Below are 19,016 nucleotides of genomic sequence, written 5' to 3' on the forward strand. Positions count from 1 at the left end.
GTCGCTGGCTGCCTTTTATTGAGGCTTCCTTAGGCTTTATTTCCGAATTCTTCGAGAGCCGTTCTGGCTTAAAACCTCTGAAGAACCCGTCGGACGGCCTCTCGTCCAAAATGGGTTGCCTTGGTTGGGATGGCAGTTCTAGCGATCATTCCCAAACCAGTCCGCTTTTGGCGGCGTCGGGACTATAGCAGTAATGATTAAGTGCTTCAAATCCATAAAAATTGTTATGATTGCGCGATGACTACATCTCAATCTCCAACCTCCGGCGTTCAGCTGCTTGAGGTTGCGCCGGAACTTGCCGGCCAGCGCATCGACAACTTTCTTCGCACCCAGCTGAAGGGTGTTCCCAAGACTTTGATTTACCGCATTTTGCGCAAAGGCGAAGTGCGCGTGAATAAAGGTCGGATCAAACCTGAGTACAAGCTGCAGGTCGGCGATATAGTGCGCGTGCCGCCGCTTCGCCTGCCTGAGCGTGATGAGGTCGAGCCGCTGGCGCAAGGGCTGCTCAAGCGTCTGGAAGCGGCGATTGTCTACGAAGACAAAGCCCTCATTGTACTGAACAAGCCTGCTGGGATCGCCGTGCACGGCGGCAGTGGCCTGAATTACGGGGTGATCGAGGCCTTCCGTCAGTTGCGTCCCGACGCCAAAGAGCTGGAGCTGGTACATCGCCTCGACCGTGACACCTCCGGCCTGCTGATGATCGCCAAAAAACGCAGCATGCTGCGTCACCTGCATGAAGCGTTGCGCGGCGATGGCGTCGATAAGCGTTACATGGCGCTGGTGCGCGGTAATTGGGCAGCGTCGAAGAAAATGGTCAATGCACCGCTGCTCAAGAGCAATCTGCGTTCGGGTGAGCGCATGGTCGAAGTCAATGATGAAGGCAAAGAAGCGCTGACGCGTTTCCGTGTGCTGCGCCGTTTTGGCGAGTTCGCAACCCTGGTCGAGGCCAAGCCTGTAACCGGGCGTACCCACCAGATTCGTGTGCACACACAGTTTGCTGGCCATTGCATTGCCGGTGACAGTAAATATGGCGATGACGACTTTACCCGCGAAATTCGCGATCTTGGCGGTAAGCGCTTGTTTCTGCATGCGTACGAGTTGGTTGTGCCAATGCTTGATGGCACGCAACTTAAGCTCGAAGCGCCGGTCGATGAGATGTGGGCAAAAACCGTGGAGCGCTTGAGTGTCTGATTACCGTGTGCTGATTTTTGATTGGGATGGCACGCTGGCAGACTCAATCGACCGAATCGTTGTCTCGATCCATCAGGCCTCCCGCGAATGCGGATTGCCGCAAAGAGATGATGTGCGGGTCAAGGGTATTATTGGCCTGAGCTTGCCTGAGGCGGCTGTATCCTTATACCCGGACATGACGGACCCGTTGCATGTTCAGCGCTTTCGCAGTGCCTACAGCGAGCATTATCTAAAGCTTGAAGCCACGCCTTCGCCTTTGTTTGCAGGTGTGGCGGAATCGCTGGAGAGTTTTCGCGCACAGGGCTACCAGTTGGCAGTCGCCACCGGTAAAGGGCGGGCTGGGCTTGAGCGTGTTTTGCAGGGCAATGGCTGGGAAAACTTTTTCGATGTCACCCGTTGCGGCGATGAAGGTTCAAGTAAACCGCATCCGCTAATGATCGAAGAGATTCTTGCGCATTGCGCTGCCAAACCGAGTGAGGCGCTGATGGTCGGTGACTCGTCGTTCGATTTGTTAATGGCGCGTAACGCAGGCGTAGACTCGGTAGCTGTGGGTTATGGTGCGCAGCCGCTGGAAACTCTGCGTGAATTCGGGCCGGTGTTGGCGGTGGAGCAGTTCTGCGAGTTACATGACTGGCTGGGTCGCGGCTGAAAGGATCGCAGGCCGGGCGCAGATCAATAATCGATTGAGGTGGGTGTGTATGTCGGATGAGTGGAAAGCGCCGGTTGAAGGCGATTCTGATGGTAAGAGTTGGAAGTTGCTGGAAAAAACGCTGCTCGCCGGTGTCATTGAGCAGCGCCGTTCCCGGCGTTGGGGGATCTTCTTCAAGACCCTGACCTTCATCTATCTGTTTGTTGCGCTGGCCATGTTCTCGCCCATGTTGCAGGTGGGCAAGTCGGGCGGTGACAGCAGTGCCAGTCATACGGCGGTAATTGATGTTAACGGCATGATTGCTGATAAAGAGGCAGCCAGCGCCGACAATATTGTCAGCAGCCTGCGCGCCGCTTTTGAGGACGAAAACACCAAGGGTGTGATCCTGCGTATTAACAGCCCGGGCGGAAGCCCGGTGCAGTCTGGCTATATATATGACGAAATCGGCCGACTGCGCGCTGAATATCCGAAAATCAAGGTCTACGCGGTGATCAGTGATCTGGGCGCCTCGGGTGCTTATTACATCGCCAGTGCCGCCGATGAGATCTATGCCGACAAAGCCAGTCTGGTCGGCTCGATTGGTGTGACGGCGGCAAGTTTCGGTTTTGTCGGCCTGATGGATAAGCTCGGTGTTGATCGTCGGGTATACACCTCGGGCGAACACAAGGCATTCCTGGATCCATTCCAGCCGCCAAAGGAAGAAGAAGCCAAGTTCTGGCAGGGCGTGCTCGATACAACGCATCAGCAGTTCATCAATAGCGTCAAGAAAGGCCGTGGTGATCGCCTGAAGGTCGCGGAGAATCCTGAGCTGTTCTCTGGTCTGGTCTGGTCTGGCGAGCAAGCCCTGCAGTTGGGGCTGGTTGATGCGCTGGGCAGCACCAGTTATGTGGCGCGTGAGGTGATTGGCGAGAAGAATCTAGTTGACTTCACAGTGCAGGATTCACCGCTGGATCGCTTTGCCAAGAAGATTGGCGCCAGCGTCGCTCAGAACCTTGCGGTATGGATGGGTTTTGAAGGTCCAAGCCTGCGCTAAGGTTTGCATTCGGCTTCATCAAAGCCCTGCACGGTCGTGCTGTGCAGGGCTTTTGCGTCAGGGCAGTTCAATCCCTTCATTACTGAGCATGTCTACCAGGCGAATCAGGGGTAGACCGATCAGGCTATTGACGTCGCTGCCTTCGGTGCTTTTAAACAAACTAATGCCCAGGCCTTCGGCCTTGAAGCTGCCGGCGCAATCGAGCGGTTGCTCGGCTTCGAGGTAGCGCTTTATCTGGGCGTCGCTGAGTGTGCGAAAATGCACGGTAAATGGCACGCAGTCGGTTTGGTAGGTGCTGTTGGTGCTATTGAATAACGTCAGGCCGGTAAGGAAGCTCACGCTGTTGCCGCTGGCGGCGCGCAATTGTTGCTCGGCGCGCTCAAAGGTGTGCGGTTTGCCGAGTATCTGGCCGTTCAGCACGGCAACTTGATCCGAGCCTATAATAAGGTGCTGCGGATAGTGGTCGCGCAGGGCCTGAGCTTTTTCGAGAGACAGACGGCTGACCAGGCTGGTGGCGTCCTCGTTAGGGCGCGGCGACTCATCTATGTCGGGTGAGCTGCAGTCGAACGGCACGCACAAACGGGCCAGTAATTGGCGGCGGTAGGGTGAGCTTGAGGCCAGTACCAGGGGGTGCATTGCGTTACTCTCGGGCGGCAAATTGGGTGTATGTGATTCTAATCGTCGCCTAACATGCTGCACAGGCTGAATTTCCTTTGACAGAGGCGGGTCGCATCCCTAGAATGCGGCGCCTATGTTAAATGGCCCGATTCCACCTCACGTTGATCCGCGCAAGCTTGCAGATCGCACTACCACCCTCGACGGTGTGGTGCCTCTTGCCGACTTGAAAAGGCTCTGCGGCGCGCTTGCCGATAACCAAGGCACTGTGCACGTCAAGTTCATGTTTGAACGCGACGAGCGTAACGCTGTGGTTTTCCACAGTGAGCTCGAGGTTGACGTCAAAATGGTTTGCCAGCGTTGTCTGGAGCAGGTAACTCTTCCGATCTACAGTGAGTGTGATTACGCTGTGGTGAAGGAGGGCGCAAATACCCAGTCTGTGCCGCAAGGCTATGACGTGCTTGAATTGGGTGAAGACCCATTGGATCTGTTGGCACTGGTTGAGGAGGAGCTTTTGCTCGCCTTGCCGATCGTGCCGATGCATGATCCGAAAGATTGCCAGCAGCCGGCCGGACATATAGAGCCTGAGTCGAGCGAGGACGAGGTAACGCGGTCCAACCCGTTCAGTGTATTGGCACAGTTAAAGCGTGACCCAAACGTTTAGGAGTTTATTAGTATGGCTGTTCAGCAGAACAAAAAATCCCGTTCCGCCCGTGACATGCGCCGTTCGCACGACGCCCTCACTGGTAACGCTCTGTCCGTTGAGAAGAGCACTGGTGAAGTTCACCTGCGTCACCACGTATCGCCAGAAGGCGTATACAAGGGCCGCAAAGTGATTGATAAGGGCGCTGACGAGTAATAACTTGTCCGCCTCAATCATCGCGATTGATGCAATGGGCGGGGACTTCGGTCCCCGCTGCATTGTTCCAGCCAGTCTCGACTGTCTGGAAGAAATCCCCTCGTTACATCTGGTCCTTGTCGGCCAAGCCTCCCTTATTGAAGAACTGATCGCCCAACGCCCAGGTGTTGATCGCGCGCGTCTGCATGTTCAGCATGCCAGCGAAGTGATTGCCATGGACGATGCGCCTGCTCAGGTCTTGCGCAGAAAGACCGACTCATCCATGCGTGTGGCGCTGGATATGGTGCAGCAAGGCCGGGCGAATGCCTGCGTCAGTGCCGGCAATACCGGCGCGTTGATGGCGCTGTCGCGGTTTGTTCTGAAAACCCTGCCGGGCATAGACCGTCCGGCCATTGTCAGTGCGATTCCGACGAATAATGGTTTCTGCCATTTGCTCGATTTGGGCGCCAATGTCGATTGCAGCCCCGAGCAGCTCTATCAGTTTGCGGTAATGGGTTCGGTGGCCGCCGAGGTCCTCGGTACGCCCGCGCCAAGAGTTGCGCTGCTGAATGTCGGCACCGAGATGATCAAGGGCAATCAGCAGGTCAAACTGGCCGCGCAGTTGCTGCAAGAGGCGGGCAGCGTCAACTACACCGGTTTCATTGAAGGTGACGGCCTGTATCGCGGCGAGGCAGATGTTGTGGTGTGCGACGGTTTTGTCGGCAACATCGTGCTCAAATCAAGCGAAGGGCTGGTCAAAATGATTGCCCTGCGTATTGAGGCTATTTTCAAACGTCACTGGGCGGGGCGGCTGGTCGGTCTGGTTGCGCTGCCGCTGCTGGCGCGGGTGAAAAATGAGTTGGCGCCTGCGCAATACAATGGTGCGAGCCTGCTGGGCTTGCAGGGCATCGTGGTAAAGAGCCATGGTTCTGCCGGTCGCGCCGGCTTCAAATCTGCAATTCGCCGAGCTTTAAAGGAGATCGAAGAGGATTTACCACAGCGTTTGAGTGGTAAGCTCGAGGATCTATTGCTCTGAGATGTGACCGCAGGCGCTGGGTTGTCATCCAACTGAGAGTTTTCTGTGCTCTGATCCATTCAGATCACGCTTTTTTACCGATAAGATTATTTGGGGCTCGTTATCATGACTGCATCCCTTGCATTCGTTTTCCCAGGTCAGGGTTCGCAATCTCTGACCATGCTGGCAGAGCAGGGTGCCCAGCAGCCGCTGGTACTCGATACGTTCGCCGAGGCCTCCGCGGCGTTGGGTTACGACCTCTGGGCATTGACTCAGCAGGGCCCGGAAGAGCAACTCAATCAAACTGATAAAACCCAACCGGCAATCCTCACGGCATCCGTTGCGCTGTGGCGTTTGTGGTTGGCTGAAGGCGGCGCAACCCCGGCTTTCGTTGCGGGCCATAGCCTTGGCGAATACTCGGCGCTGGTCGCCGCTGGCAGCCTGGAATTGGCTGATGCGGTCAAGTTGGTCGAGCATCGCGGTCAGCTGATGCAGCAGGCTGTACCTGCTGGCCAGGGCGGCATGGCGGCGATTCTGGGTCTGGAAGACGCGGACGTGCTGGCAGCTTGCGCTGAAGCGGCGCAGGGTGAAGTGGTTAGCGCAGTAAACTTCAACGCGCCTGGCCAAGTGGTTATCGCTGGCAGTGCGGCGGCCGTTGCCCGCGCCATTGAGGCGTGTAAGGCGCGTGGCGCCAAGCGCGCCATGGCGTTGCCAGTCAGCGTGCCTTCGCATTGCGAGTTGATGCGCCCGGCTGCTGAGCGTTTTGCCGAAGCCGTGCAGGCGATCAACTGGCAGGCGCCGAAGATCGCACTGGTGCAGAACGTTAGTGCGGCTGTGGTCGCCGACCTGGATGTTTTGAAGAACGATTTGCTGGCACAGCTGTACAGCCCGGTTCGCTGGGTTGAATCCATGGTGTGCCTGGCGGATCAGGGCGTAACCGACTTGGTTGAGTGCGGCCCTGGAAAAGTTTTGTCCGGATTGAACAAACGCTGCGTCAAAGGCGTCAATACCCACAATCTGGAGACCCCAGAAGCCTTTGCCGCCACGCGTGCGGCCTTGGCCTGATTGAGGAGAGTGATATGAGCTTGCAAGGTAAAGTTGCCCTGGTAACAGGTGCGAGTCGGGGTATCGGTCAGGCCATCGCGCTGGAACTGGGTCGTCAGGGCGCGACTGTTATTGGTACTGCAACATCGGCTGCAGGCGCTGAGCGCATCAGCGAAACGCTCAAGGCCAACGGCGTCGAGGGCGCTGGCATGGAGCTGGACGTGAGCAACGACGAGTCGGTTGCCACGGTACTTGCCAATATCTCGCAACAATTCGGTCAGCCGCTGATTCTGGTCAATAACGCCGGCATTACGCGCGACAATTTGATGATGCGGATGAAAGATGACGAGTGGTTTGACGTCATTGATACCAACCTCAACAGCCTCTATCGCCTGAGCAAAGGTGTATTGCGTGGTATGACTAAGGCGCGTTTTGGTCGTATCATCAACATCGGCTCGGTTGTAGGCTCGATGGGCAACGGCGGTCAGGTAAACTATGCTGCTGCCAAAGCCGGTCTTGAGGGCTTTGGTCGTGCATTGGCCCGTGAAGTGGGTTCGCGCTCGATCACGGTAAACGCAGTGGCACCGGGCTTTATCGACACCGATATGACCCGTGAATTGCCGGAAGCACAGCGTGAAGCTTTGCTGACACAGATTCCGCTGGGTCGTTTGGGGCAGGCTGAAGAGATCGCGAAAGTGGTCGGATTCCTCGCTTCTGATGGCGCAGCTTATGTCACAGGGGCTACTATTCCTGTGAATGGCGGTATGTATATGAGCTAAATGTGACGATTGCCTTAAAAAAACTGTCATAGCTGCTATCTAAAATCCGTTATAAAGCTGCAACAGGTTTATAGATGGGCATTTGATGTGATTTTGGGGCGTTTGAGCGTTTAGCTTGAAATGCTAAAAAACCTTTCTATACACTTAGCTGTCTTAATTAAAACAGCTGCCTAGATTTATCCAATAGGAGTGAAAACACGGTATGAGCACCATCGAAGAACGCGTCAAGAAAATCGTTGCCGAGCAGCTTGGCGTAAAAGAAGAGGAAGTAACCAACAGCGCTTCCTTCGTCGAAGACCTGGGTGCTGACTCTCTTGACACCGTTGAGCTGGTAATGGCCCTCGAAGAAGAGTTCGAGACCGAAATCCCGGACGAGCAAGCTGAGAAGATCACTAGCGTTCAGGAAGCTATCGACTACGTTACTGCTCACGCATCGTAAGTAGATCGTCAGTTCCTGACATGGATAAGCCGCACTGTCTTAGGGCTGTGCGGCTTTTCTTTATCAGGCTGTAATTCATCGTCAGGTTACGCAGCGCTGCGGTTTTCGGGCGTTATGTCTGTTGTTAACTGGCTTTACGCAATCCTTGCGTTGTAATCAGAATTAAAAGGAGATTGCTGTGTCGCGTAGACGCGTCGTGGTTACCGGTATGGGCATGGTCTCACCACTGGGTAACGATGTGCCGAGCAGCTGGCAGGGCATTTTGGCCGGGCGCAGTGGCATAGGCTCGATCGAGCATATGGACCTTTCTGCCTATTCCACCCGTTTTGGTGGTTCGGTAAAGAATTTTGATGTTGAGCAGTACCTCTCTGCAAAAGAGGCGCGCAAGCTCGACTTGTTTATCCAGTACGGTATGGCCGCCAGTTTTCAGGCGATGACCAACTCCGGGCTGGAAGTCACCGACGCCAATCGCGAGCGTATCGGTGTTGCGCTGGGTTCGGGTATTGGCGGTTTGACCAATATTGAAAACAGCTGCAAAGCGTTGATCGAGCAGGGCCCACGGCGCATTTCGCCGTTCTTTGTTCCGGGTTCGATCATCAACATGATTTCCGGTTTCCTGTCGATTCACCTGGGTCTGCAAGGCCCGAACTACGCCATTGCCACCGCCTGCACTACCGGCACGCATTGCATCGGTATGGCGGCGCGCAACATTGCCTACGGTGAAGCCGACGCGATGGTTGCCGGTGGCGCCGAGATGGCCGCCTGTGGCCTGGGTATTGGCGGTTTCGCTGCTGCCCGTGCGTTGTCTACACGCAACGATGATCCGGCGCGGGCCAGTCGTCCGTGGGATGTTGATCGTGATGGCTTCGTCTTGTCTGACGGCGCTGGCACCATGGTTCTCGAAGAACTTGAACATGCCAAGGCGCGTGGCGCGACCATTTATGCCGAACTCACAGGTTTTGGCATGAGCGGCGATGCGTTCCACATGACCTCGCCACCCGAAGATGGCGCCGGTGCTGCCCGCTGCATGACCAATGCGCTGCGTGATGCGGGTTTGAACCCGGATCAGGTGCAGTACATCAATGCCCACGGCACGTCGACCAATGCTGGCGACAAGGCCGAGATTGCCGCGATCAAGTCGGTATTCGGTGAGCACGCCTACAATCTGTCGGTCAGCTCGACCAAGTCCATGACCGGTCACCTGCTGGGTGCGGCGGGAGCGGTCGAGGCAATCTTCAGCGTTCTGGCGCTGCAAGATCAGGTTGCACCGCCGACCATAAACCTCGATCAGCCTGATGAAGGCTGCGATCTGGATCTGGTGCCGCATCACGCCAAGCCAATGGCGATTGATGCCGTTCTGTCCAACTCGTTCGGGTTTGGTGGCACCAACGGTTCCCTGGTATTCCGTCGGTTTAACGGTTGATGCTCAGCTGGATCGACGGTGTTGCGGCGGATTCACTGCCTGCAAGTGATCGTGGTCTGGCTTACGGAGATGGTCTGTTCGAGACCATCTCCGTATCTCATGGCAAGCCTTCTCTTTTAGAGCGACACATGTCGCGTCTGGCGCTGAGTTGCGAGCGCTTACTGATCCCTTTTGATGCCTTCATCGTGCGCAGTGAAATACTCGCGTTCAGCGCGTTGCTGGGGGATGGCGTCGCCAAGCTGATTCTCACCCGCGGCCAGGGCATGCGCGGCTATGCGTTACCTGAGCCGTGCGCCCCGCGCAGGGTTTTAACGGGTTCACCACGGCCAAACTATCCAGCCGCTAATGCGCAGCATGGCGTAAGCCTGTTCGCGTGCCAGACACGACTGGCCGAGCAGCCGTTGTTGGCGGGCATGAAGCACCTCAATCGCCTTGAACAGGTTTTGGCGCGCAGCGAGTGGCAAGACCCGGCTTATGCTGAAGGCTTGATGCTGGATTATTCCGGGCGCTTGATTGAGGGCGTTTTCAGCAACCTCATATTGATTCAAAAAGGCCAATTGCATACGCCAGACTTGAGCCGCTGCGGGGTTGCCGGGGTTATGCGCAGTGAGTTATTGGCGCAGGCAGAGGCGTTGGGTATCGACTGCTTCGTGCGCGACATTCCCCGCCTCGAATTGCTCGGCACCGATGAGGTTTTTCTGTGCAATAGCCTGTATGGCGTGTGGCCCGTCACGCGTATTGCCGAGCATAGCTGGCCCGTGGGGCCGCTCACCCGTAAACTACAGTCCATCGCCTGTGATTTATTGGACAACTGATTCGTGATACGAAAATTTCTGCTGTTGCTTGAATGCGCCGTGTTAGTGGCTGGCTTGCTCGTGGCCTTCGCCGCATGGCAGCAGCACAGCGCGTTGCAACAACCTCTGGCGCTGCCAGCCGAACGCTTGGTGGATGTGCCCAAAGGGTCTACGCCTGGCGGTATGCTCAATCAGCTTGAGGCTGAAGGCGTGCTCGACAAGGCCTTTTGGTTGCGGCTTTACTGGCGCTTCAACCTCAAAGACGAGTCGCTGCATTCCGGTGAGTATCGCTTGCAACCGGGAATGACGGTGCGCGACATGCTGCAGTTGTGGCGTAACGGCGAGGTGGTGCAATACAGCCTGACGCTGGTAGAAGGCTGGAACTTCCGTCAGGTGCGCAGCGCGTTCGCCAAACAAACCGAACTCAAGGCGACACTGGGCGAGCTCAGCGACGCCGAGTTGATGGAGCGTTTGGGTGAGCCCGGCGTCAATCCGGAAGGGCGCTTCTTCCCCGATACTTATCAGTTTGTGCGCGGCATGAGCGATTTCGAATTGCTCAAACAAGCGCATACGCGTTTGCAGAAAGTGCTTGATGAAGAGTGGCAGCAACGCGCCGCTGATCTGCCGTACAAGAAGCCTTACGAGGCGTTGATCATGGCCTCGATGATCGAGAAGGAAACCGGTGTTCCCCACGAGCGTGAACAGATCGCCGGGGTTTTCATCCGCCGTCTGGCCATTGGCATGCGCCTGCAAACCGACCCGACGGTTATCTATGGCATGGGCGAGCGCTACAAAGGCCGCATCACCCGCGCCGATCTGCGCGAGCCGACGCCGTACAACACTTACCAGATAGATGGCATGCCGCCGACTCCGATTGCCCTGGTTGGCCGTGAAGCTATTCACGCCGCCCTGCATCCGGCGGAAGGCAAAAGCCTGTACTTTGTCGCACGCGGCGACGGCAGCCATGTATTCTCCAACTCTTTGAGTGCCCACAATAAAGCGGTGCGCGAGTATCAACTCAAGCGTCGGGCCGATTACCGGTCCAGCCCAGCACCGAGTGAGCCAGAACCACAAAAGGACAGCCAGTGAGCGGTTTGTTTATCACCCTTGAAGGCCCGGAAGGCGCAGGCAAGAGCACCAATCGGGAATACCTGGCTGAGCGCTTGCGCGAACACGCTATCGACGTCGTGATGACCCGCGAGCCGGGCGGCACGCCGTTGGCCGAGAAGATCCGCGAAATCCTCCTGTCGCCCACCGACGAGGCCATGGCCGCCGACACCGAACTGTTATTGGTGTTTGCCGCGCGTGCCCAGCATCTTGCGCAGGTTATCCGGCCCGCGCTTGAACGCGGCGCAGTGGTGTTGTGTGATCGCTTTACCGATGCGACATACGCCTATCAAGGCGGTGGTCGCGGCTTGTCCGAGGCGCGCATTAGCGTGCTGGAGAATTTCGTACAGGGCGATTTGCGTCCGGACCTGACCCTGGTTTTCGATTTGCCAATCGAGGTCGGTCTGGCGCGAGCTGCCGAGCGCGGCCGCCTGGATCGCTTCGAGCAAGAAGGTCATGACTTCTTCAATGCCGTTCGCCAGACGTACCTGCGCCATGCCGCGCAGGCGCCCGAGCGCTATCGGATTGTCGACGCTGCGCAAAGTCTCGAAGAGGTGCAGGCATCCATCGACGCATTGCTGCCGCAGATTGTGGAGTTGTGCCGTGGCTGAAGCCTACCCGTGGCAGGACGATCTCTGGAGGCAACTGGCGGGACGCGCGCAACACGCTCACGCCTATCTGCTGCACGGGCCTGCCGGCATCGGTAAGCGCGCGCTGGCGGAGCGTCTGATGCACAGCCTGTTGTGTCAGAACCGGCAAGGGCTTGAGGCCTGCGGCGAATGCAAGTCGTGTCATTTACTGGCCGCCGGCACGCATCCGGATAATTACGTGCTGGAGCCGGAAGAGGCCGACAAGCCGATCAAGGTCGATCAGGTCCGCGATCTGGTCAGTTTTGTGGTGCAAACTGCGCAGCTGGCCGGGCGCAAGGTGGTGCTGGTCGAGCCGGGTGAGGCAATGAACCTGAACGCGGCCAATGCGCTGCTGAAGAGTCTCGAAGAGCCTTCGGGCGATACCGTGATTCTGCTGATCAGCCATCAGCCGAGTCGCTTGTTGCCGACCATCAAAAGTCGCTGTGTGCAACAGGCCTGTCCGCTGCCCAGCGAAGCCATGAGCCTCGACTGGCTGGCTAAAGCGTTGCCCGAGTCATCAGCTGAACAGCGTCAGCAACTGCTGTATCTCGCGGCTGGCTCGCCATTGTTGGCGGTGAACATGCATGCTGCGGGTGTGCCGGCGCAACGTGAGCTAGTCGTTGAGGGTGTGAAAAAGCTGCTCAAACAGCAGGTTGCCCCGAGTCAATTGACTGAAACCTTGAACCCTGTGGCATTAACGCTGCTTTTTGACTGGTTTTGTGACTGGGCACAGTTGATTTTGCGTTACCAGATGACTCAGGATGAAGAAGGCTTGGGTCAGCAGGATATGCGCGCTGTCGTGCAGTATCTGGCTGGCAAGACGCCACAATCGAGGATTCTGAATATTCAGGACTGGTTGCTCGAACAACGGCAAAAAGTCATGAGTAAAGCCAACCTTAACCGTGCCTTGCTTCTCGAAGCGCTGCTTGTGCAGTGGGCAAGCTTGGCAGTACCGCGCTAGAATCGGCCACTAAGACATCGCAAATCAGGAATGCAGCATGAGCTTGCCACCTAATCTGGGTCCGCGTAACGGAATCTTGTCACTGACCATCAAAGACAAATCCGTGCTCTATGCCGCTTACATGCCGTTCATCAAAAATGGTGGGTTGTTTATCCCCACCAACAAGACTTACCGCCTTGGCGATGAAGTGTTTATGTTGCTCAACCTCATGGACGAGCCGGAAAAAATCCCGGTCGCCGGCAAAGTGGTATGGATCACGCCCAAGGGCGCACAAGGTAATCGCGCCGCTGGCGTAGGTGTTCAGTTCAATGACGGCGACGACAACGCCCGCAACAAGATAGAAACCTATCTGGCTGGCGCATTGAAATCGGACCGCCCAACGCACACCATGTAACCCTGACCAATAGCGTTACGCTCCACCGCAGGCCGCATTGATTGCGGCCTTTTGCATTGACCCAATTGTTGAAGATTAAGAATTGTTATGTTGATTGACTCGCACTGCCACCTCGACCGCCTGGACCTTGGCGCCCACAACGGCTCGCTGGACGCCGCTCTGGATGCCGCGCGTGCACGTGGCGTCGGCCACTTCTTGTGCATTGGCGTCAGCGCGGAAAACGCCGGCGCGGTCAAACAAATGGCCGAGCGCTACAGCGACGTCGATTGCTCGGTTGGCGTGCATCCGCTCGACCTTGAGCCGGGTGCAGCGCCGGCGATGGACTGGCTTCTGAGTGAGCTTGAGCATCCCAATGTGGTCGCGATTGGTGAAACCGGCCTCGATTATCACTACGAGCCGGAAGCCGCTGAGTTGCAGCAGGCCTCATTCCGTTTGCACCTGCAGGCGGCGCAAACCACAGGCAAGCCTGTGATCGTGCATACCCGTGGTGCGCGTGCCGATACCCTGACGCTGTTGCGTGAAGCGGCCTTGCCGCAAGCCGGCGTGCTGCATTGCTTCACCGAAGACTGGGACATGGCCAAGGCCGCGCTGGATCTGGGCTTCTACATCTCGCTGTCGGGCATTGTCACCTTCCGCAATGCCGAGGCGCTGCGTGAAGTGGCCCGTCAGGTGCCGGCCGATCGCTTGTTGGTCGAGACCGACTCACCGTATCTGGCGCCTGTGCCGCATCGCGGCAAACCCAACCTGCCGGAATACGTGCGTGATGTAGCCGAGTATCTGGCCGTGTTGCGCGGCGTTAGCTACGAGACGCTGACCGAGCAGACGGGCGCGAACTTCAAGCGCCTGTTCCCGCTGGCCCGGGTCAACCTGCAAGGCTGAATCGCAGGCAAAAAAAACCCGGGTTCTGGGGGATGAATCCGGGTTAAGACCATTAGGAGTAAATCAAGATGCGCGGTCCACGGCACCTTGGCTGACAGCACACTTGGGGGGAGATGCGCCGTCAGTACTCATCAGTATTGGCTATGTTGGGCAATCTTCCAGCCCAATAACCCCGGTTTTTAAACGGATTTGGAATACCGGTGCAGCGCTTGAGTTCTCATATTCCGCTCAGCTTGCGCAAAACCCTCAAAGTGTCCTCGATAACTTTTGGCTCGGTGTAGAAGTGCGGGGAGAAGCGAATGCCTTTACCACGCGGGATACACACCACTTGCTCGGCCATGAGCTGCTTGTGCAGGGCATGATTGTCGTGCCCGTCAACAGTGAAGTTGATGATCCCGGCGCGTCGTTCAGGCGCCAGCGCGCTGTGCAGTTGCACGCCGGGTATCTCGTTCAGTCCGTCGATAAGCCACTGCACGCGCTGCTCAAGGGCGTTGCCGACCTCAGCCATCGTCACTTCTTCAAGTAGCGACAAACTGGCTTCCAGCGCCATTGTGCCGAGCATATTCGGGCTGCCGCATTCAAAGCGCCGTGCGCTGTTAGCGGGTTGCCATTCGGTGCGCTGGTAATCGCCCATGTGTTCGAGCATGTGCCAGCCAAACTCGTGAAGCGTGAGTTGGTCACGTAAATCACTGCGGCAATAAAACACCCCGAGCCCTTCAGGGCCGAGCATCCACTTGTGGCCGTCGGCCATGGCGAAGGCGCATTGGCAAGCCTGCACATCAAAGGGCAGGGCGCCGATCTGTTGAATCGCGTCTACGCAGAACAGCACGCCGCGTTCTTTGCAGCCCTGGCCGAGGCGGGGCAGATCCAGACGCAAACCGCTGGCAAACTGCACGGCACTCACTGACATCAGGCGGGTGCGCGGCCCGCAAGCCTCCAGCAGGTTGGTTTCAGGGTCACCTTGTTGCAGGTTGACCTGAATGATTTCGACGCCTTGCGGGCGCAGCGCTTCCCAGACGATGCGATTGGAGGGGAATTCTTCATCGCTGATGATGATTTGGTCGCCGGCCTTCCAGTCGAGGCCGAAAGCGACGAAAGACAGCGCCTCGGAGGTATTCTTCACCAATGCGATGTCGTCGGTCGAGGGAGCATTGAGCAACCGGCTCAGGCGCTGGCGCAGTTTATCTTCTACCTGTATCCAGCTTGGATAATCACGTGCGCCGCGTTGCGCATTCTCCTCGGCGAAGCGTGCAACGGCGCTTACAGCGCGTTTTGGCCAGGGTGCAACAGCCGCGTGATTGAGGTAGCGAAGGTCAAGAAGTTGCGAAAATTCGTCATGAAGTGCGTACATGGTCGGATGATCCGTGCATTTTTGCGTTAGTTAGGCATAATAGCCGGCTTCGATTTTTGACCACTTAGTCCTTTTATGCAGAAAGAACCCCGTAAGGTCCGCGAGTTTCGCCGCCGTGAGCAAGAGATACTCGACACCTCGCTGAAGCTGTTCCTTGAGCAAGGCGAAGACAGTGTAACTGTCGAAATGATCGCCGACGCAGTTGGTATCGGTAAAGGCACGATTTACAAACACTTCAAATCCAAGGCGGAGATCTATCTGCGCCTGATGCTCGACTACGAGCGTGATTTGAATGAGTTGCTGCATTCGGCTGATGTTGACCGCGACAAAGAGGCATTGTCACGTGCCTATTTCGAATTCCGCATGCGCGATCCGCAGCGCTACCGTTTGTTCGACCGCCTCGAAGAGAAGGTGGTGAAGGGCAATCAGGTCCCGGAAATGGTCGAACAGCTGCATAAGATTCGTGCGTCCAACTTCGAGCGCTTAACGCTGCTGATCAAGGGCCGTATCGCTGAAGGCAAGCTGGAAGACGTGCCGCCATACTTCCATTACTGTGCTGCCTGGGCACTGGTACACGGCGCGGTTGCGCTGTACCACTCGCCATTCTGGAGCAACGTGCTGGAAGATCAGGAAGGTTTCTTCCAGTTCCTGATGGACATCGGCGTGCGCATGGGCAACAAGCGCAAGCGTGACGGTGACAGCGGCCCGGTCTGACCGCCAGACCTGAACCGCCGCAATCAAGTCGCGCAGCCCTGCGCGACTGAGCCGCTGGCCCGACCATTCAACTGCCGGGCGCAGCTTGAATATCACCGCTACGGCCATCGGATTGCTTATGTCTGAATTCCCGATTTCCTACATCGAACCGGTATTTCGCCCACCCAGCGAGGCGCACTCGCTGATCTTGCCGGTCACCAATGGCTGCTCCTGGAACAACTGCACCTTCTGCGAAATGTACACGCAGGCGCAGAAGAAGTTTCGTGCCCGCGATGAGGCACAAGTTCTCGACGAAATCCGCAAGTCTGGCGAGCAACTGATTGTGCAGCGCGTATTTCTCGCGGACGGCGATGCGTTGGTACTGCCGACACGCCGATTGCTGAATATCCTTAACGCCATTCGCGAACACATGCCCGAGGTCAATCGGGTGTCGAGTTATTGTTTGCCGCGCAATTTGCGCAAAAAGTCGGTCAGCGAACTCAAGGAACTGGCAGATGCCGGATTGGGCATGGCGTATATCGGCTGTGAGTCTGGCGACGATGAAGTGCTGGCGCGCATCAACAAGGGCGAGACGTATGAGTCGAGCCTGAGTGCGCTTGAGAAGTTGGGCGAGGCGGGCATTACCCGGTCGGTGATGATCCTCAACGGTTTGGGCGGCAGCGTGCTCAGCGAGCAGCACGCGGACAATTCAGCACGTTTGATGAACGCCGCTCAACCCGAGTTTCTTTCGACCTTGGTGGTCAGTTTCCCGCAGGGCGATGCGCGTCTGCGTCGCGGCTTTGAAGACTTCAAGCAATTGGATCAAGCGCAATTGTTTGTTGAAATCGAACGCTTGCTGCAAGGGCTGGAACTTAACAATACGGTGTTTCGCAGCGACCATGCCTCGAACTACCTGGTGCTGAAAGGCAACTTAGGCGCCGACAAGCAGCGCCTTCTGGCTCAGGTTCGTGAGGCCATCGAGCGACCGCAGCAAGCGCATCTGCGCAAAGAGTGGCAGCGCGGTTTGTAATTCAGCCCAATCAGGCGAGCGCCGTATCGACGCGATTACGCCCGGCTGACTTGCTTGCGTAAAGAGCATGGTCGGCGCGGGCTATGGCGTCGCTGAGCATCTCCTCCGGCTGGTACTGAGTAATGCCGATCGAGAGTGTCACGCGTACCTGCTGCTGATCGCTGTCGATCACCAGCTCCTGAATTGCCTGACGTATTCGCTCAGCGCTGGCGTTTGCCTGGGCCAGATCGGTTTCCGGCATCACCACTAGAAATTCCTCACCGCCCCAGCGGCCAATGAAATCCTGCTCACGAATCGTGCATTTGAGTCGCTCGCTGACGGCTGCAAGTACACGGTCACCCATGTCGTGCCCGTGCTGATCGTTGACCTGCTTGAAGTGATCGATGTCCATCAGCATCAAGGTCAGATTGCTCGGCCGGCGATGCTGGCGTGCCAACTCTTTCTCGGTCAGGGCAATAACATGGCGGCGATTGAGCAGGCCTGTCAGGGAGTCAGTCGTCGCCATCCGCGCCAGATTCTTGTGCGCGTGGGTCACCGTAATGACGTAAAACAGCGCCAGATAGCTGAACATTAAGAACACTACGGTGAGGTTGAATACATGCACGCCAAGCAGGGCGTTGGTGGAAATCGGTTGCAGCGGCTCGACGTACCACATGATTACGTCCAGCGCGACGTAGTAAGCCCACAGGCAGGCTGCAAGTATCCAGGCGCTACGTGCACGCATCGACACGAACAACGCTGGAATGAACATCAGCAAGTAGTAGTGAAAGCCGCTTTCCCAGCCGACCAGCAAAGTGCCCAGGCAGGCATGAACCAGCACCTCGGTGCGAATCAACATGATCGCCAGGCGATTGCGGCGTTGCTTGAAGGCGCGATAAGCGTAGACATACATCGCCACGCTGATGACGTTTACCCAGGCCAGAATGGGCGAGCCCAGCGCCAGAAAAATAAAGAAGAAGGCCACGTCCACACTGCCGGCCAGTTGGCAGCAACGTATGCAAAGCGCCCAGAACTCGGGGCGGGCGTCTCGTGTATGCGGCTTTTGTGTGTGCATCCCTGGCAGCTGAGCTGCTCCCCAAGTGCCGGTTATGGATTCCGGTGTGGTATTAGATTTGGTGGCTAATAGCCATTTTCGCAGCGCACCCGAAATGTAGCCAATCGTCAGCGGATTAGCCAACGGTTTGCATTGTTTACGCCTGATAAGTTAATTCGCGGTCACGCCGATGAGGCATCTGCTCAGGCGTGTGATGCGCCAGTTCATCGCGTGTGCTGTTACCCTGAATCGGGCAAGGGTTTGACCTGAACCCATCAGCTGCGAAAGGACTGTGTTAAATGACCGGACAGACAATAGGCATCATTGGCGGAGCGGGGTGGTTGGGCCGCTCGATTGCGGCGGCATTGGTTGGCAGCGGCTTTGTACAGCCGCAGTCGATGATTCTATCGAGCCGCTCCGGCAAGCTCAGAGAGCCGGTTGATGGCCTTGGCGATGTGCGCATGACTGATAACAACCGGTTTCTGGTCGCGCACAGCGATGTGGTCATCCTGTCGGTCCGGCCAGAAGATTTGGCTTCTGTACACGTTAACGTGCAGGACAAATTGCTTATCTCGTTGGTCGCCGGTGTACCGCTTGCGGACATCCAATTACTCACCGGCGGCGCACGTGTGGTGCGAGCAATGCCCAACGCGGCGCTGGAAATCGGCAAGTCTTACACGCCTTGGTTGGCCAATGAGCAAGTGGATGCCGTGAGCCGATCCTATGTTCAGCAACTGTTCGCCACCTGCGGCTCTGCAGATGAAGTGGCCGACGAGGCGCAGCTTGATTACCTCACCGCGTTGTCTGGGACTGGGCCAGCGTATCCGGCACTGCTCGCTCAGGCGCTGTATCACGATGCGCTGGCCCATGGCGTGCCTGAGCACGTTGCACGGCGGGCGGTTAATGGCGTCGTGGTGCATGCCAGTCAGCTGATCAATCAGGGGCGCAGCTTCGAAGAGCTGCTGGAGACACTGAAGAATTATCGTGGCGTCAGCGCGGCTGGCATCGAGGGAATGCTGGCTGATGGCTTTGAACGCAGTGTGAGTGGCGGCGTCAACCGCGCATTCGGGGTCGCCCAATCGAAGTTGTTCGACGTTCACAAACCCCGGCAGGACTGAC

Annotated in this window: 22 protein-coding genes; 19 read left to right on the forward strand and 3 right to left on the reverse strand. The window is 57.1% G+C overall.

The window, feature by feature from the left end; translation table 11 throughout:
- Positions 1-237: 237 nt before the first annotated feature.
- The 3 genes from rluC to sppA are packed head-to-tail and all read left to right on the forward strand — an operon-like array spanning position 238 to position 2,873.
- Entirely contained in the window at positions 238-1,191 is a 954-nt protein-coding gene (gene rluC / locus FEZ62_RS04750) for a 23S rRNA pseudouridine(955/2504/2580) synthase RluC (protein ID WP_090511109.1), read from the forward strand.
- A complete protein-coding gene (locus FEZ62_RS04755) occupies positions 1,184-1,840 on the forward strand; it encodes an HAD-IA family hydrolase (RefSeq protein ID WP_069902167.1) in 657 nt (218 codons plus the stop codon). Before rluC ends, FEZ62_RS04755 begins: the two co-directional genes overlap by 8 nt.
- 49 nt (positions 1,841-1,889) lie before the next feature.
- Positions 1,890-2,873 (forward strand): signal peptide peptidase SppA, encoded by a 984-nt coding sequence (sppA, locus tag FEZ62_RS04760; RefSeq protein ID WP_172926971.1) that lies wholly within the window; start codon positions 1,890-1,892, stop codon positions 2,871-2,873.
- Positions 2,874-2,930: 57 nt separating this feature from the next.
- Here the strand turns inward: sppA and FEZ62_RS04765 are convergent, their stop codons facing one another.
- On the reverse strand, positions 2,931-3,509 hold the full coding sequence (locus tag FEZ62_RS04765) for a nucleoside triphosphate pyrophosphatase (protein ID WP_172926973.1): 579 nt from the start codon (positions 3,507-3,509) through the stop codon (positions 2,931-2,933).
- A gap of 115 nt (positions 3,510-3,624) precedes the next feature.
- On the opposite strand from FEZ62_RS04765, the gene FEZ62_RS04770 reads away from it, so the two are divergent.
- From FEZ62_RS04770 to FEZ62_RS04830, 13 genes are all read left to right on the forward strand, one after another.
- Positions 3,625-4,152, forward strand: a complete 528-nt coding sequence (locus FEZ62_RS04770) for a YceD family protein (protein WP_069902170.1) — start codon at positions 3,625-3,627, stop codon at positions 4,150-4,152.
- Between the two features lie 12 nt (positions 4,153-4,164).
- Positions 4,165-4,347, forward strand: coding sequence for a 50S ribosomal protein L32 (gene rpmF, locus FEZ62_RS04775; protein WP_069902171.1), 183 nt, complete (start codon positions 4,165-4,167; stop codon positions 4,345-4,347).
- A gap of 4 nt (positions 4,348-4,351) precedes the next feature.
- Positions 4,352-5,362 (forward strand): phosphate acyltransferase PlsX, encoded by a 1,011-nt coding sequence (gene plsX, locus FEZ62_RS04780; RefSeq protein WP_172926974.1) that lies wholly within the window; start codon positions 4,352-4,354, stop codon positions 5,360-5,362.
- 105 nt (positions 5,363-5,467) lie between these two features.
- Complete coding sequence (gene fabD, locus FEZ62_RS04785; RefSeq protein ID WP_069902173.1) at positions 5,468-6,406, forward strand: ACP S-malonyltransferase; 939 nt, start codon at positions 5,468-5,470, stop codon at positions 6,404-6,406.
- Between the two features lie 14 nt (positions 6,407-6,420).
- On the forward strand, positions 6,421-7,164 hold the full coding sequence (fabG, locus tag FEZ62_RS04790) for a 3-oxoacyl-ACP reductase FabG (RefSeq protein WP_069902174.1): 744 nt from the start codon (positions 6,421-6,423) through the stop codon (positions 7,162-7,164).
- Between the two features lie 202 nt (positions 7,165-7,366).
- Entirely contained in the window at positions 7,367-7,603 is a 237-nt protein-coding gene (acpP, locus tag FEZ62_RS04795) for an acyl carrier protein (protein WP_069902175.1), read from the forward strand.
- A 178-nt stretch (positions 7,604-7,781) separates the two neighbouring features.
- Positions 7,782-9,026, forward strand: a complete 1,245-nt coding sequence (gene fabF / locus FEZ62_RS04800) for a beta-ketoacyl-ACP synthase II (RefSeq protein ID WP_069902176.1) — start codon at positions 7,782-7,784, stop codon at positions 9,024-9,026.
- The gene (gene pabC, locus FEZ62_RS04805; RefSeq protein ID WP_172926976.1) at positions 9,026-9,841 is read left to right on the forward strand and encodes an aminodeoxychorismate lyase; all 816 of its coding nucleotides are present in this window, start codon (positions 9,026-9,028) and stop codon (positions 9,839-9,841) included. Before fabF ends, pabC begins: the two co-directional genes overlap by 1 nt.
- A 3-nt stretch (positions 9,842-9,844) precedes the next feature.
- Positions 9,845-10,909, forward strand: a complete 1,065-nt coding sequence (gene mltG / locus FEZ62_RS04810; protein ID WP_172926977.1) for an endolytic transglycosylase MltG — start codon at positions 9,845-9,847, stop codon at positions 10,907-10,909.
- Positions 10,906-11,538 (forward strand): dTMP kinase, encoded by a 633-nt coding sequence (gene tmk, locus FEZ62_RS04815; RefSeq protein WP_172926979.1) that lies wholly within the window; start codon positions 10,906-10,908, stop codon positions 11,536-11,538. The genes mltG and tmk overlap by 4 nt, the downstream gene beginning before the upstream one ends.
- Positions 11,531-12,517 carry a DNA polymerase III subunit delta' gene (locus FEZ62_RS04820; RefSeq protein WP_069902180.1) on the forward strand — a complete coding sequence of 329 codons (987 nt, stop codon included), beginning with the start codon at positions 11,531-11,533 and terminating at the stop codon, positions 12,515-12,517. Before tmk ends, FEZ62_RS04820 begins: the two co-directional genes overlap by 8 nt.
- Before the next feature lie 37 nt (positions 12,518-12,554).
- Positions 12,555-12,911, forward strand: coding sequence for a PilZ domain-containing protein (locus FEZ62_RS04825; protein WP_069902181.1), 357 nt, complete (start codon positions 12,555-12,557; stop codon positions 12,909-12,911).
- Positions 12,912-12,998: 87 nt separating this feature from the next.
- Complete coding sequence (locus FEZ62_RS04830; protein ID WP_172926980.1) at positions 12,999-13,790, forward strand: TatD family hydrolase; 792 nt, start codon at positions 12,999-13,001, stop codon at positions 13,788-13,790.
- A gap of 217 nt (positions 13,791-14,007) precedes the next feature.
- On the opposite strand, the gene FEZ62_RS04835 is transcribed toward FEZ62_RS04830, so the two are convergent.
- Positions 14,008-15,141 carry an aminotransferase class V-fold PLP-dependent enzyme gene (locus FEZ62_RS04835; protein ID WP_172926982.1) on the reverse strand — a complete coding sequence of 378 codons (1,134 nt, stop codon included), beginning with the start codon at positions 15,139-15,141 and terminating at the stop codon, positions 14,008-14,010.
- 75 nt (positions 15,142-15,216) lie between these two features.
- Between FEZ62_RS04835 and FEZ62_RS04840 the strand changes: the two genes are divergently transcribed.
- Both FEZ62_RS04840 and FEZ62_RS04845 read left to right on the forward strand, forming a co-directional pair.
- Positions 15,217-15,855: a TetR/AcrR family transcriptional regulator gene (locus FEZ62_RS04840; protein ID WP_069902184.1), complete on the forward strand. Its 639-nt coding sequence runs from the start codon at positions 15,217-15,219 to the stop codon at positions 15,853-15,855.
- Between the two features lie 112 nt (positions 15,856-15,967).
- Positions 15,968-16,864, forward strand: coding sequence for a radical SAM protein (locus tag FEZ62_RS04845; protein WP_172927085.1), 897 nt, complete (start codon positions 15,968-15,970; stop codon positions 16,862-16,864).
- Positions 16,865-16,874: 10 nt separating this feature from the next.
- Here the strand turns inward: FEZ62_RS04845 and FEZ62_RS04850 are convergent, their stop codons facing one another.
- A complete protein-coding gene (locus FEZ62_RS04850; RefSeq protein ID WP_172926983.1) occupies positions 16,875-17,918 on the reverse strand; it encodes a GGDEF domain-containing protein in 1,044 nt (347 codons plus the stop codon).
- A gap of 278 nt (positions 17,919-18,196) precedes the next feature.
- Here FEZ62_RS04850 and FEZ62_RS04855 point away from each other — a divergent pair, with 278 nt between their 5' ends.
- Positions 18,197-19,015 (forward strand): pyrroline-5-carboxylate reductase dimerization domain-containing protein, encoded by an 819-nt coding sequence (locus FEZ62_RS04855; protein WP_172926984.1) that lies wholly within the window; start codon positions 18,197-18,199, stop codon positions 19,013-19,015.
- The last annotated feature ends 1 nt before the right edge of the window (position 19,016 follow it).

This window comes from Pseudomonas sp. MS19 (genome assembly GCF_013277615.1).
Taxonomy (GTDB): Bacteria; Pseudomonadota; Gammaproteobacteria; order Pseudomonadales; family Pseudomonadaceae; genus Aquipseudomonas; species Aquipseudomonas marincola.

Excerpts from the sequence above, each read along its gene's own strand:
- fabD (WP_069902173.1), top strand. The coding sequence starts at position 5,468 with ATGACTGCATCCCTTGCATTCGTTTTCCCAGGTCAGGGTTCGCAATCT.
- FEZ62_RS04840 (WP_069902184.1), top strand. The coding sequence starts at position 15,217 with ATGCAGAAAGAACCCCGTAAGGTCCGCGAGTTTCGCCGCCGTGAGCAA.
- FEZ62_RS04765 (WP_172926973.1), bottom strand. The coding sequence starts at position 3,509 with ATGCACCCCCTGGTACTGGCCTCAAGCTCACCCTACCGCCGCCAATTA.
- fabG (WP_069902174.1), top strand. The coding sequence starts at position 6,421 with ATGAGCTTGCAAGGTAAAGTTGCCCTGGTAACAGGTGCGAGTCGGGGT.
- FEZ62_RS04835 (WP_172926982.1), bottom strand. The coding sequence starts at position 15,141 with ATGTACGCACTTCATGACGAATTTTCGCAACTTCTTGACCTTCGCTAC.
- sppA (WP_172926971.1), top strand. The coding sequence starts at position 1,890 with ATGTCGGATGAGTGGAAAGCGCCGGTTGAAGGCGATTCTGATGGTAAG.
- FEZ62_RS04825 (WP_069902181.1), top strand. The coding sequence starts at position 12,555 with ATGAGCTTGCCACCTAATCTGGGTCCGCGTAACGGAATCTTGTCACTG.
- FEZ62_RS04830 (WP_172926980.1), top strand. The coding sequence starts at position 12,999 with ATGTTGATTGACTCGCACTGCCACCTCGACCGCCTGGACCTTGGCGCC.
- FEZ62_RS04770 (WP_069902170.1), top strand. The coding sequence starts at position 3,625 with ATGTTAAATGGCCCGATTCCACCTCACGTTGATCCGCGCAAGCTTGCA.
- rluC (WP_090511109.1), top strand. The coding sequence starts at position 238 with ATGACTACATCTCAATCTCCAACCTCCGGCGTTCAGCTGCTTGAGGTT.
- acpP (WP_069902175.1), top strand. The coding sequence starts at position 7,367 with ATGAGCACCATCGAAGAACGCGTCAAGAAAATCGTTGCCGAGCAGCTT.
- rpmF (WP_069902171.1), top strand. The coding sequence starts at position 4,165 with ATGGCTGTTCAGCAGAACAAAAAATCCCGTTCCGCCCGTGACATGCGC.
- FEZ62_RS04850 (WP_172926983.1), bottom strand. The coding sequence starts at position 17,918 with ATGCACACACAAAAGCCGCATACACGAGACGCCCGCCCCGAGTTCTGG.
- pabC (WP_172926976.1), top strand. The coding sequence starts at position 9,026 with ATGCTCAGCTGGATCGACGGTGTTGCGGCGGATTCACTGCCTGCAAGT.
- FEZ62_RS04855 (WP_172926984.1), top strand. The coding sequence starts at position 18,197 with ATGACCGGACAGACAATAGGCATCATTGGCGGAGCGGGGTGGTTGGGC.